This is a genomic window from Pseudomonas sp. FP2309, assembly GCF_030687575.1.
Classification (GTDB): domain Bacteria; phylum Pseudomonadota; class Gammaproteobacteria; order Pseudomonadales; family Pseudomonadaceae; genus Aquipseudomonas.
Window position 1 is genome coordinate 2,139,006 of the sequence record NZ_CP117439.1, and the last position, 12,626, is coordinate 2,151,631.

Here is a 12,626-nt window from a genome sequence, read left to right on the forward strand (position 1 = left end):
AATGTCGACCGCCGTTCGTCTCGCCCAGCCCACCGATGCCCAAGAAATAAGCCAGGTTATTCTGGCGGCCTTGCACAGCAGCAATGCGCGGGATTACCCGGCGGATGTGATTGCACGGGTCGCGCGTAATTTCACGCCGGAGGCGGTGCTGGAACTGCTCAAGCGCCGCCTGGTGCTGGTGGCGATGCAGGATCAAGTGATCGTCGCGACTGCGGCGCTGGATGGGCATGTGGTGCGTTCGGTGTTCGTCAACCCGGCGCTGCAAGGGCAGGGCATCGGTCGCGTGCTGATGCTCGACATTGAGCTGCGCGCCCGCGAAGCCGGCGTGACGGTGTTGAGCGTGCCTGCTTCGCTGACGGCCGAACCTTTTTACACCAAGCTTGGGTTCCATACGGTGCGTGACGTCTACCACGGCAACGAACGCACGCTGGTGATGGAGAAGACGTTGTTATCCCGCCATCCCATCGGGCCGTATCGCGACCGTGCGCACCGCGCGCAAGTGATTGAGTTATGGCGCGAGGCATTTGGCTATGACACTGCCCATAATCTGCCAAGCCTGGCGATCGACAAGAAGCTGGCGGTCAACGACGGGTTGTTCTTTGTGGCAACGGACAAAAAAGCCGTGGTCGGTACGGTGCTCGCCGGGTACGACGGGCATCGTGGCTGGCTGTATTCGGTGGCGGTGCGCGCAGATTATCGTCGGCACGGTCTGGGAGCCTCGTTGGTGCGGCATGCGGAACAGGCGTTGACCGCTCTGGGGTGCATGAAGATCAACCTGCAGATCACCAGCGGCAATGATGCGGTGGTGGGCTTCTACGAGGCGCTGGGGTATGGGGTGGAGCCGAGGATCAGTATGGGCAGGAAGATTGGGGAGAATATTCCGCATCAGTCTTGAGAATGCCGACAGGAGATGGGGGAAGGGACAGGTTCACTGGGGAACCCGTGGGGCTGCTTTGCAGCCCAGCGCAGGGCAAGCCTGCTCACCACGGGGTGAGTGTGTTGACCACAGGGAAAGTGTGTTCAGCACAGGGCAAGCCTGCATTGCAGCAAGCCTGCCCCCGGACTTTTGCGTCGTTGCTTAGACTTTGACGATCCAACCCGCTGGCGCTTCAACGTCGCCGGTCTGCACACCGGTCAGCTCTTTGTAGAGCTTCTGGGTGATTGGGCCCACTTCGGTCTCGCTGTGGAACACGTGCAACTGACCGTTGTACTGGATGCCGCCGATTGGCGAGATCACCGCAGCGGTGCCGCAGGCGCCGGCTTCTTTGAAGTCGGACAGTTTGTCGATGAACACTTCGCCCTCAACCACTTCCAGGCCCAGGCGGGTCTGGGCCAGTTCGATCAGCGACAGGCGGGTGATGCCTGGCAGCACCGAAGGCGACTTCGGCGTGATGAACTTGTTGTCGTGGGTGATCCCGAAGAAGTTGGCCGAGCCGACCTCTTCGATTTTCGAGTGGGTCATCGGGTCCAGGTAGATCGCGTCGGCAAAGCCGGATTTTTTTGCTTCCGAGCCCGGCATCAGGCTGGCGGCGTAGTTGCCACCGACCTTGGCAGCGCCGGTGCCCTGCGGTGCGGCACGGTCGAAGGTGGAGATCTGGAAGTTATGGGGCACCAGGCCGCCCTTGAAGTAGGCGCCGACTGGAATGCAGAACACCGAGAAGATGAACTCCGGCGCAGTGCGCACGCCAATGTTGTCGCCGGTGCCGATCACGAACGGGCGCAGATACAGCGCGCCGCCGCTGCCGTACGGCGGGATGAACCGCTCGTTGGCCTTGACCACTTGTTTGCAGGCGTCGATGAACGCGTCGGTCGGCACATGCGGCATCAGCAGACGGGCACAGCTGCGCTGCATACGCGCGGCGTTCTGGTCCGGACGGAACAGGTTGATCGAGCCGTCCTTGCAGCGATAGGCCTTCAGGCCTTCAAAGCACTGCTGGCCATAGTGCAGGGCAGTGGAGCCCTCGCTGATGTGAAGCACGTTGTCGTCGGTCAGGGTGCCGTCTTGCCATCCGCCGTTTTTCCAGGTCTGGAGAAACCGCTTGTCGGTCTTGATGTAGTCAAAACCCAGCTTGTCCCAATTGATGCTCTCGTTACCCATGACACCCTCTATCTTTGGTCAAGTCGGTTTTTTTCTGAATGGGCGCAACAATACTTCATAAGCCGGTGCCTTAGCACCCCCTTCAAAGGTGCAACGCGTGACCCAAGGCCCGCAGCGCGGCTTCCTGTACCGCCTCACCCAAGGTCGGGTGGGCGTGGATGGTGCCGGCCACGTCTTCCAGGCGTGCGCCCATTTCCAGGCTCAGGCCGAGGGCGGTGGACAGCTCGGACACACCCACCCCCACGGCCTGCCAGCCCACGATCAGGTGGTTGTCACGTCGCGCCACCACCCGCACGAAGCCGGTTTTCGACTCCAGGGTCATGGCCCGGCCATTGGCGGCGAACGGGAAGCTCGCCACGATGCAGTCCAGGCCCGCGGCCGCTGCCTCGTCCGGGGTCTTGCCGACGACCACCAGTTCCGGGTCGGTAAAACACACCGCCGGGATCGCCGCCGGGTTGAATTCGCGGTGTTGACCGCTGATCAGTTCGGCAACCATTTCGCCCTGGGCCATGGCGCGGTGCGCCAGCATCGGTTCGCCGCTCAGGTCGCCGATGGCATACACATTGCGCATGCTGGTCTGGCAACGGCTGTCGATCCGGATCGCCGCGCCGTTCATCTCAAGGTTCAACGCTTCGAGGTTCCAGCCCAGGGTGTTGGGTTTGCGACCGACGGCCACCAGCACTTGATCGGTCTCCAGCGACAGTGTGTCGCCATTGGGGTCACGCACCTGCAGGCAGTTGTGCTCGAAACCGGTGACGCTGTGCTTGAGGTACAGCTTTACGCCCAACTGCTTGAGGGATTCGTTAACCGGCTGCGTCAGCTCCGCGTCGTAGGCCGGCAGGATACGATCCTGCGCCTCGACCACGCTGACCTCGGCTCCCAGTTTGCGATAGGCAATCCCCAGTTCCAGGCCGATGTACCCGCCGCCGACCACGATCAGGCGCTTGGGCACGCGGGTCGGCGCCAGGGCTTCGGTGGACGAGATGATCGGCCCGCCAATCGGCAGCATCGGCAGGTTGACACTGGTCGAACCGGTGGCCAGCAGCAGGTGCTCGCACTGAATACGCTGGTCGCCGACGTCGACGGTCTTGCCGTCTACCACCTTGGCCCAGCCGTGAATCACCTGCACTTTATGCTTCTTGAGCAAGGCGGCGACGCCCGTGGTCAGGCGGTCGACAATGGCGTTTTTCCAGGCCACGCTTTTGCCGATGTCCAGGGTCGGCACGTCCACTTCGATGCCCAGTGCCGAGCCCTGGCTGTGGTGCACGGTCTGCTGGAATTGCTCGGCCACATGGATCAAGGCCTTGGACGGAATGCAACCGATATTCAGGCACGTGCCGCCCAGTGCCTGGGCTTCTACCAGGATGGTCGGGATGCCCAGTTGGCCGGCGCGAATAGCCGCCACATAGCCGCCAGGGCCGCCGCCGATAATCAGCAGCGTTGTGTGCAATGTCTGCGTCATGCCCTTACTCCAGAAACAGGCTGGCGGGTTGTTCGAGCAGGCCGCGAATGGCCTGGATGAATTGCGCCGCGTCCATGCCATCGACCACGCGGTGATCGAATGAGCTGGAGAGGTTCATCATTTTGCGCACCACGATCTGGCCCTTGATCACCATCGGCCGTTCGACGATGCGGTTGACGCCGACGATCGCCACTTCCGGCAGATTCAGCACCGGCGTGCTGACAATTCCGCCCAGCGCGCCCAGGCTGGTCAGGGTGATCGTCGACCCGGACAGCTCATCGCGACTGGCCTTGCCAGTGCGTGCGGCGGTGGCCAAACGCGCGATTTCCTCGGCATTGCCCCACAGGCTGCGCGCCTCGGCGTGACGCACCACCGGCACCATCAACCCCACATCGCTCTGGGTGGCGACACCCACGTGCACCGCGCCAAGGCGAGTGATGACCTGGGCTTCGTCGTCGTAACGCGCGTTGATCTGCGGGAAGTCACGCAGTGCCACGACCATGGCCCGCACGATAAACGGCAGCAGCGTCAGCTTGCCGCGTGTGGCGCCGTGTTTTTCGTTGAGGTGCACACGCAACTCGTCCAGGGCGGTGACGTCGATTTCCTCCACGTAGCTGAAATGCGCGGCGCGCCGGGTGGCGTCCTGCATGCGCTGGGCGATCTTGCGGCGCATGCCGATCACCGGGATCTGTTCTTCGTCGTTGCGTTCGGCGTAGGGGTTGGCGGCCGTTGACGGCTTCGCCGCACCTTGTTTCAGATAAGCCTCAAGGTCTTCGTGCAGAACCCGCCCGGCAGGGCCCGTGCCCTGCACCAGCCGCAGTTGAATCCCGGCGTCCAAGGCATGCTTGCGCACGGCGGGCGAGGCCAGCGGGCGCTCGTCGGCATGGCGCTCCACCGGGGCCTGTGGGGTGACCACGGGTGCCGGTTTGCTTTCCACCACCGCAGCCGGTTTGGCGGCGACAACGGGTGCCGCCTTCACCGGCGCTGGCGCCGCCTCGGGCGCATCCTTGGCGTTGCCCGCACCTTCCACTTCAATGCTGATCAGAATACTGCCCACGGCCATCACTTCACCCGGCTCGCCGCCGAGGGAAATCACCTTGCCGTGCACCGGCGAGGGAATGTCCACCATCGCCTTGTCGGTCATCACATCCGCCAGCACCTGATCTTCGACGACCATGTCGCCGACCTTCACATGCCACACCGACAATTCAACTTCTGCGATGCCTTCGCCAATGTCCGGCATCTTGATAACGTGCGTGCCCATTCAGACCTCCATGACCCGTTTCAACGCCGCGCCCACGCGGGTCGGCCCTGGGAAATACGCCCACTCCTGCGCATGGGGGTAGGGGGTGTCCCACCCGGTGACGCGCTCGATCGGCGCTTCCAGGTGGTGGAAGCAATGCTCCTGCACCAGCGCCACCAGCTCGGCGCCAAAGCCGCAGGTGCGCGTGGCTTCATGCACCACCACGCAACGGCCGGTCTTCTTCACGGATTTGACGATGGTCTCCAGGTCCAGCGGCCACAGGCTGCGCAGGTCAATGACCTCGGCGTCGATGCCGGTTTCTTCGGCGGCTACTTGCGACACGTACACAGTGGTGCCGTAGGTCAGCACCGTCACGGCCGAACCGGGGCGCACGATGGCGGCCACGTCCAGGGGGACGGTGTAGTAACCGTCCGGCACCTGCGCTTGCGGGTGCTTCGACCACGGTGTCACCGGGCGGTCGTGATGGCCGTCGAACGGGCCGTTGTACAGGCGCTTGGGCTCCAGAAAGATCACCGGGTCATCATTTTCGATGGAAGCGATCAGCAGGCCCTTGGCGTCATAGGGGTTGGACGGCATCACCGTGCGCAGGCCGCAGACTTGGGTGAATACCGCTTCGATACTCTGGCTGTGGGTCTGGCCGCCGTAGATGCCGCCGCCGCAGGGCATGCGCATGGTCAGCGGCGCGGTGAACTGGCCGGCCGAGCGATACCGCAGGCGGGCGGCTTCGGAGATGATCTGGTCGGTGGCGGGGTAGACGTAGTCGGCAAACTGAATCTCGGCAACCGGGCGCAGGCCGTAGGCACCCATGCCCACGGCCACGCCGATAATGCCGCTTTCGGAGATCGGCGCGTCGAATACCCGCGAGCTGCCGTATTTGCCCTGCAAGCCTTCGGTGCAGCGGAACACGCCGCCGAAATAACCGACGTCCTGGCCGAACACCACCACGTTGTCGTCGCGTTCAAGCATCACATCCATGGCCGAGCGCAGCGCCTGAATCATGGTCATGGTGGTGGTGGTCATGGCGGTGTCCACTTCAATGCTGTTGTTGTGATCGTTCATGTCAGATCCCCAACTCCTGACGCTGGCGCTTCAAGTGCTCCGGCATCTCTTTATAGACGTCTTCGAACATGGTCGCGGCGCTTGGAATCTGGCCGCCGGCAAGGGTGCCGTACTGTTCGGCTTGTTTTTGCGCGGCAATCACCTCGGCTTCCAGTTCGGCACTGACCGCCGCGTGCTCCTCGTCGGACCACTGGCCAATCTTGATCAGGTGCTGCTTGAGACGCGCAATCGGGTCGCCCAGCGGGAAGTGGCTCCAATCGTCGGCGGGACGGTACTTGGACGGATCATCGGAGGTGGAGTGCGGGCCTGCGCGGTAGGTGACCCATTCGATCAGGCTCGGGCCGAGGTTGCGTCGTGCACGTTCAGCGGCCCAGGCAGAGGCGGCGTACACGGCAATAAAGTCGTTGCCGTCCACCCGCAGCGAGGCAATGCCGCAACCGACGCCGCGTCCGGCAAAGGTGGTGGCTTCACCACCGGCGATGGCCTGGAAGGTGGAGATGGCCCACTGGTTGTTCACCACGTTGAGGATGACCGGCGCGCGGTAGACGTGGGCGAAGGTGAGGGCGGTGTGGAAGTCGGATTCGGCGGTGGCACCGTCGCCGATCCAGGCTGAGGCGATCTTGGTATCGCCCTTGATCGCCGAGGCCATGCCCCAGCCCACACCTTGTACGAACTGGGTGGCCAGGTTGCCGGAAATGGTGAAAAAACCTGCGTCCTTGACTGAATACATGATCGGCAACTGGCGACCCTTGAGCGGATCGCGCTCGTTGGACAGCAGTTGGCAGATCAGGTCCACCAGCGGCACGTCGCGAGCCATCAGGATGCTTTGCTGGCGGTAGGTGGGGAAGCACATGTCGTCGATGTTCAAGGCCAGGGCCTGGGCGCTGCCGATGGCTTCTTCGCCAAGGCTTTGCATGTAGAACGACATTTTTTTCTGACGCTGGGCGACCACCATGCGGTTGTCGAAGATGCGCGTCTTGAGCATGGCGCGCATGCCTTTGCGCAGGATCTCTACCGGCACGCCCTCGGCCCACGGCCCAAGGGCCTGGCCCTGGTCGTCAAGCACGCGAATCAGGCCCTTGGCCAGGTCGGCGGTGTCGGCAGGTTCTACGTCGATGGCGGGTTTGCGCACCAGGCCGGCGTCGGTCAGGCGCAGGTAGGTAAAGTCGGTCTTGCAGCCTGGCCGGCCCGAGGGTTCAGGGACGTGCAGGCGCAGTGGTTCATACTGCTGGGTCATGGCTTCTACGCTCGATCTTGTGAATTTCTTGTAGTGGGCGCGCTAGCTGACAGTCCGTCTCCGGGTGGGAGAAATCTTGTCCTACAACAATCATAGGCGTGGCGTAGAAGAATATTTATCTGTGTTTCGTTGCGCCCAGGATCATTTGCGGATAAAAAATCTGCATAAACATAATAAACAGGTGATTTTGTCTCATGCGCAAACTGGACCGTACCGATATCGGCATTCTTAACGCCCTGCAGGAGAATGCACGGATCACCAACGCCGACCTGGCCCGCTCGGTCAACCTGTCGCCCACGCCGTGCTTCAACCGGGTCAAGGCCATGGAGGAACTGGGCCTGATTCGCGAGCAGGTCACGCTGCTCGACGCCGACCTGCTGGGGCTGCACGTCAACGTGTTCATCCATGTGAGCCTGGAAAAACAGAACGAACTGGCCTTGCAGCAGTTCGAAGGCGCGATCTCAGACCGCCCCGAAGTGATGGAGTGCTACCTGATGGCGGGCGATCCGGATTACCTGATCCGCGTGCTGGTGCCGACGATCCAGTCGCTGGAGCGCTTCATGATGGACTTCCTGACCAAGGTGCCGGGTGTGGCGAATATCCGGTCAAGCTTTGCGCTCAAGCAGGTGCGTTACAAAACCGCACTGCCGTTGCCGGCGAACGGCATCAGCCTCGGCGCCTGATACTCCCCATGCCTAAGCGCATTTCACAGTTGGTTGAGCGGAATCTTCAGGTACGTCACGCCGTTTTCCTCAGCCGGCGGCATATTGCCCGCGCGCACATTCACCTGGATTGCCGGCAGCAACAGCGTCGGCATGCCCAGCCCGGCGTCGCGCTGGGTGCGCATGGCCACGAACGTCGCTTCATCCACGCCGTCATGCACATGGATATTGCCCGCGCGCTGTTCCGCCACGGTGGTCAGGCATTTCGCTTCGCGCCCTTCAGGCGGGTAGTCATGGCACACGTACAAGCGAGTCTCGGGCGGGAAGGCCAGCAGCTTGCGCATCGATGCATATAACTGCCGCGCATCACCGCCGGGAAAGTCGCAGCGCGCGGTGCCCACGTCGGGCATGAACAGGGTGTCGCCCACCAGGATCAAGCGGCCGTCGATCAGGTAGGCCATGTCTGCCGGGGTGTGGCCGGGAACGTGCAGGGCCTGGGCCTGGAGCGCGCCGATGTGGAAGATTTCATTCGGCGCGAACAAGTGATCGAACTGCGAGCCGTCGACGCGAAATTCCGGCTCCAGGTTGAACAGGTTCTTGAACACGTCCTGGACCTTGCTGATGCACTGGCCAATGGCGATCTTGCCGCCCAGCGTGCGGCGCAGATACGGCGCGGCAGAGAGGTGGTCGGCGTGGGCGTGGGTTTCCAGCAGCCACTCGACATGCAGGCCGTGGTCGCGGACGAAGCGGATGACCTTGTCGGCCTGGCGCGTGTCGGTGCGCCCGGACGCCGGGTCGTAGTTGAGTACCGAGTCGACGATGGCGCAGGGGCCGCCATCGGTCTCATAGACGACGTAGGTGTAGGTCGACGACGCCTCGTCCAGAAAGGAATGAATCAACGCTGACATGACGGTTGCCCCTGATGCTGAAAAAAGTGATTACAATCACTTTACATTTATACATAATGTTTTGAGCTTAAGTGACACAAAGGACCCGAGGCAAATGGAATCTACTCTGAGTGAAGGCGAAGTCGCCCAGCTGCGTGCGTCGGCGTCCAAGGCCTGTGCCTTGCTCAAGGCCCTGGCCAATGAGGATCGTCTGTTGATCCTGTGCCAGCTCACCCAGGGCGAGCGCAACGTGGGTGAGTTGGAAACCATGACCGGCGTACGCCAGCCGACGCTGTCCCAACAGTTGGGCATTTTGCGCGACGAAGGGTTGGTCGCCACCCGTCGGGAAGGCAAGTACATCTTCTACGGGCTGGCCAGCCATGAAGTGATTCAAGTAATGAAAACCCTGTCCGGCCTGTACTGCGGCGCGGTGATAAAAAGCTGGGCGTGACGCCATACGGCAGCGACCCTTGTGTGCATTGACGACAAAAGGCAATAGACCATGACCGACCCACACTGGGGCCCAACCATCAGTGGCGATATCGTTGTCATCGGCGGCGGCTCGGCAGGCATTGGCCTGCTAGCCAGCCTGCTCAAGCGCGACCCCGACCTGAACATCACCCTGATCGAACCCAGCGACTACCACTGCTACCAGCCGGCCTGGACCCTGGTCGGCGGGGGCGCCTATGACGTGAAAAAGACCCGCCGCCCGTTGGCCGATGTGCTGCCCAACGGCGTCACCTGGGTGCAGGCGGCCGTCACTGAATTGCTGCCGGACGAACAGACTCTGGTGCTCGACAGCGGCCAGCGTGTCACGTGGAATAACCTGATCGTCTGCCCCGGCCTGCACCTGGCCTGGGACAGGATTGAAGGCCTGGAAAGCACCCTGGGCCAAAATGGCGTGACCTCCAACTACAGCTACGACCACGCGCCCTACACTTGGCAGTTGGTGCGCGAACTCAAGGGCGGCAAGGCGATCTTTACCCAGCCGGCCATGCCGATCAAATGCGCCGGGGCACCGCAAAAGGCCATGTACCTGGCCTGTGATCATTGGCTCAGGCAGGGCCATCTCAAACACATTGACGTGGAATTCAACCTCGCCGGCGCCGCGCTGTTCGGCGTGGCGACCTTCGTGCCGCCGTTGATGAAATACGTAGAGAAATACAACGCGCGCCTGGCGTTCAACGCCAACCTGGTGAAAGTCGACGGCCCCGCGCGCAAAGCCTGGTTTGAGGTGAAGGACGCCGCGGGCAACGTCACCGTTGCCGAGAAATCCTTTGATCTGCTGCACGTGGTGCCACCGCAGCTGGCCCCGGCGTTTATCCAGCAAAGCCCGCTGTCCGATGCGGCCGGTTGGTGCGAGGTGAACCCCCACACCCTGCAACACGTGCGCTACCCACATGTGTTCGGCCTGGGGGATGTGTGCGGCACCACTAACGCCAAGACCGCGGCCGCCGTGCGCAAGCAAATCGTGGTGGTCGCCGAAAACCTGCTGGCCCTGCGCAAACAGGCGCCGCTGCCGCTCAAGTACGACGGCTACGGCTCGTGCCCGTTGACGGTGGAGAAGGGCAAGGTGGTGCTGGCCGAGTTCGGTTATGGCGGCACGTTGCTGCCGACGTTCCCCCTCGACGCCACCAAGGCGCGGCGTTCGATGTGGTTTCTCAAGGCCACGTTGCTGCCGTGGTTCTACTGGAACGGCATGCTCAAGGGCCGTGAATGGCTGACCCGTCTGAGCAAGGTGGACTGAATGCTGCTGGCAAGCGTGTTGGGGGTGTTGATGGGGCTGGTCATGGGCCTGACCGGCGCGGGCGGCGGCATCCTTGGGGTGCCGGCGCTGGTGCTGGGCTTGGGCTTGAGCATGACCCAGGCCGCACCGGTGTCGTTGCTCGCAGTGGGCGCGGCGGCGGCGGTCGGGGCGATTGACGGTTTACGCCATGGCCTGGTGCGGTACCGCGCCGCGCTGCTGATTGCATTGCTCGGCGCGCTGTTTTCGCCGCTGGGTGTGTTTCTCGCCCATCAACTGCCCGAGCACGTGCTGATGGGTCTGTTCAGCGCACTGATGGTGCTGGTGGCGTGGCGCATGGTGCGGCGCGAAAAAACCGAGGCCGGGCCGAGCGACCATGGCGCGGCCTCGTGGGGCCAAAAGAACTGCATGCTCAACCAACAGACCGGGCGCCTGGCCTGGACCGCCAAATGCAGCGCGACCCTGGCCGCGTTGGGCGCCGTGACCGGCGCGGTGTCCGGCCTGCTTGGCGTGGGCGGTGGCTTTCTGATCGTGCCGGCCTTCAAGCAGCTCACCGATGTGCAGATGCGCGGCATCGTCGCCACCTCGTTGATGGTGATCAGCCTGATTTCGCTGATCGGCGTGGCCGGTGCGCTGCATGCCGGGGTGAACATCGAGCCCATGGGCTGGGCGTTTATCGGCGCCAGCATCGTCGGCATGCTGATCGGCCGGCGCCTGTGTTCGGTGATCCCTGCGCGCGCCTTGCAGGTGGGGTTTGCCAGCCTGTGTGTACTGGTGGCCATTGGCATGCTGGTCAGGGCCGGTCTTACGTCCTAAGTGGCGGGCCTGTGAGCAGGCCGGTCTTACGCCGCATTTGCCGGGCATCCACAGCCCCTCCAAAGCACCCCGGCATTCCCTCCAAGGCAGCGTATGACGCGGCCTGTACGCTTTCGATAATCGCCTCCGACATCTCGTCCCCGTTGCGGAGCGCACCATGCATAACAATAAGAATCTCCCCCTGCGTCTGTTACCGGCGTTCATCGTCGGCCTTGGCCTCAGCTCGCTCGCCGAGGCTGAAATCATGCTGTACGACAAAGACGAAACGACCTTTTCCACCGACGGCTACATCAACGCCTTCTACGTCAACAGCGACGTGGATCGCGCCGGTGATCAATACGACCGGCGCCAGTCACGGGTGAAGATGGGGTTTCTGCCCAACTATCTGGGCTTCAACATGAGCAAGCAGGTCGACGACCTCAAGCTCGGCGCCCGTGCGTCGTTCTGGGTCACCATCAACGACAGCGAAACCAACGGCACCGACACGGCCATCGATGTGCGCCAGTTCTACGGCACCGTGGCCAACCCCGAGTGGGGCGAAGTGCTGATCGGCAAAGACTTCGGCCTGTTTGCCCGCTCCAACATCCTGCTCGATGAACTGCTCGCCGGTTACGGCCAGGTCAGCGACAGCCTGGGCCTGGTGGACGGCGGCGGCGTGTCGTTCGGCAATATCGGCAGCGGTTACCCGTACCCGTTCCCCACCTCGCAGATCACCTACCGCACCCCGGTAATGGATGGCCTGCGCGTGGCCGTCGGCATCATGGACCCGGTGGACACCAACGACAGCAGCGCCCTGGGCAAGGCCTACCAGAAGAACCCGCGCACCGAGAGCGAGATCACGTACCAGTTCGACGTCGGCGGGGCAAAGATCTACAGCTGGCTCAACGGCAGCTACCAGACCTCGGACAACACCGACGCCACCGTGGCATCGGTGACCTCCAAGGGCCTGGGGTACGGCGTGCAAGCGAAGATGGGCGGTTTGTCGCTGACCGGTTCGGGCTTCCAGGCCAAGGGCATTAACCCGTTTTTTACCAACAATGCCGGCGAAGCCACGTTGCGCAACGTCGACAGCAACGGCTATCTGGTGCAAGGCTCCTACAAGCTGGGCAAGAACCGTCTGGCGCTGTCCTACGGCAAAACCAAGGATGACGGCAACGGTGTGGTGGGCAGCGGGGCGGATTACGAAACCCGCGGGATTGCGCTGTTTCATGACGTCAATGACAACCTGAAGCTGGTGGCCGAGTACAACCAGTTCCAGATCAGCGGGCATGACACCAGCGCCCAGAATGAAGACACCGATACCTTTGCGGTGGGTGCCGTCTTGACCTGGTAATGCCTTCAACGGTGGGAGGGTGTAAGCCCTCCCGCTGTTTGAGCGCCATTGCGCTGTACCGCCG

The 12,626-nt window shown here is 62.7% G+C and carries 12 protein-coding genes; 6 read left to right on the forward strand and 6 right to left on the reverse strand.

All coding sequences use genetic code 11. From position 1 onward, the window contains the following. Nucleotide 1 precedes the first annotated feature (1 nt). Entirely contained in the window at nucleotides 2-895 is an 894-nt protein-coding gene (locus PSH59_RS09965) for a GNAT family acetyltransferase (RefSeq protein ID WP_305394927.1), read from the forward strand. Between the two features lie 183 nt (nucleotides 896-1,078). Here the strand turns inward: PSH59_RS09965 and PSH59_RS09970 are convergent, their stop codons facing one another. The 5 genes from PSH59_RS09970 to PSH59_RS09990 all read right to left on the reverse strand — a co-directional run bounded on the left by PSH59_RS09970 (nucleotide 1,079) and on the right by PSH59_RS09990 (nucleotide 7,120). Next, entirely contained in the window at nucleotides 1,079-2,098 is a 1,020-nt protein-coding gene (locus PSH59_RS09970; protein WP_305394928.1) for a branched-chain amino acid aminotransferase, read from the reverse strand. Nucleotides 2,099-2,180: 82 nt separating this feature from the next. After that, complete coding sequence (lpdA, locus tag PSH59_RS09975; protein ID WP_305394929.1) at nucleotides 2,181-3,560, reverse strand: dihydrolipoyl dehydrogenase; 1,380 nt, start codon at nucleotides 3,558-3,560, stop codon at nucleotides 2,181-2,183. 4 nt (nucleotides 3,561-3,564) lie between these two features. Then, on the reverse strand, nucleotides 3,565-4,824 hold the full coding sequence (locus PSH59_RS09980; RefSeq protein ID WP_305394930.1) for a dihydrolipoamide acetyltransferase family protein: 1,260 nt from the start codon (nucleotides 4,822-4,824) through the stop codon (nucleotides 3,565-3,567). Beyond that, on the reverse strand, nucleotides 4,825-5,883 hold the full coding sequence (locus PSH59_RS09985; RefSeq protein ID WP_305394931.1) for an alpha-ketoacid dehydrogenase subunit beta: 1,059 nt from the start codon (nucleotides 5,881-5,883) through the stop codon (nucleotides 4,825-4,827). 1 nt (nucleotide 5,884) lies between these two features. Further along, a complete protein-coding gene (locus tag PSH59_RS09990; protein WP_248081365.1) occupies nucleotides 5,885-7,120 on the reverse strand; it encodes a 3-methyl-2-oxobutanoate dehydrogenase (2-methylpropanoyl-transferring) subunit alpha in 1,236 nt (411 codons plus the stop codon). A 194-nt stretch (nucleotides 7,121-7,314) separates the two neighbouring features. On the opposite strand from PSH59_RS09990, the gene bkdR reads away from it, so the two are divergent. After that, nucleotides 7,315-7,803, forward strand: a complete 489-nt coding sequence (bkdR, locus tag PSH59_RS09995) for an Lrp/AsnC family transcriptional regulator (RefSeq protein ID WP_248081368.1) — start codon at nucleotides 7,315-7,317, stop codon at nucleotides 7,801-7,803. Between the two features lie 23 nt (nucleotides 7,804-7,826). Here bkdR and PSH59_RS10000 read toward each other — a convergent pair whose 3' ends face one another. After that, nucleotides 7,827-8,690 (reverse strand): MBL fold metallo-hydrolase, encoded by an 864-nt coding sequence (locus tag PSH59_RS10000; RefSeq protein ID WP_248081370.1) that lies wholly within the window; start codon nucleotides 8,688-8,690, stop codon nucleotides 7,827-7,829. A 94-nt stretch (nucleotides 8,691-8,784) separates the two neighbouring features. On the opposite strand from PSH59_RS10000, the gene PSH59_RS10005 reads away from it, so the two are divergent. The 4 genes from PSH59_RS10005 to PSH59_RS10020 all read left to right on the forward strand — a co-directional run bounded on the left by PSH59_RS10005 (nucleotide 8,785) and on the right by PSH59_RS10020 (nucleotide 12,562). Then, nucleotides 8,785-9,120: a helix-turn-helix transcriptional regulator gene (locus tag PSH59_RS10005; RefSeq protein ID WP_017527038.1), complete on the forward strand. Its 336-nt coding sequence runs from the start codon at nucleotides 8,785-8,787 to the stop codon at nucleotides 9,118-9,120. Nucleotides 9,121-9,171: 51 nt separating this feature from the next. Beyond that, on the forward strand, nucleotides 9,172-10,416 hold the full coding sequence (locus PSH59_RS10010) for an FAD/NAD(P)-binding oxidoreductase (protein WP_305394932.1): 1,245 nt from the start codon (nucleotides 9,172-9,174) through the stop codon (nucleotides 10,414-10,416). Further along, the gene (locus PSH59_RS10015) at nucleotides 10,417-11,229 is read left to right on the forward strand and encodes a sulfite exporter TauE/SafE family protein (protein WP_248081379.1); all 813 of its coding nucleotides are present in this window, start codon (nucleotides 10,417-10,419) and stop codon (nucleotides 11,227-11,229) included. Nucleotides 11,230-11,386: 157 nt separating this feature from the next. Continuing rightward, nucleotides 11,387-12,562 carry a porin gene (locus tag PSH59_RS10020; RefSeq protein WP_248081382.1) on the forward strand — a complete coding sequence of 392 codons (1,176 nt, stop codon included), beginning with the start codon at nucleotides 11,387-11,389 and terminating at the stop codon, nucleotides 12,560-12,562. Nucleotides 12,563-12,626 lie beyond the last annotated feature (64 nt).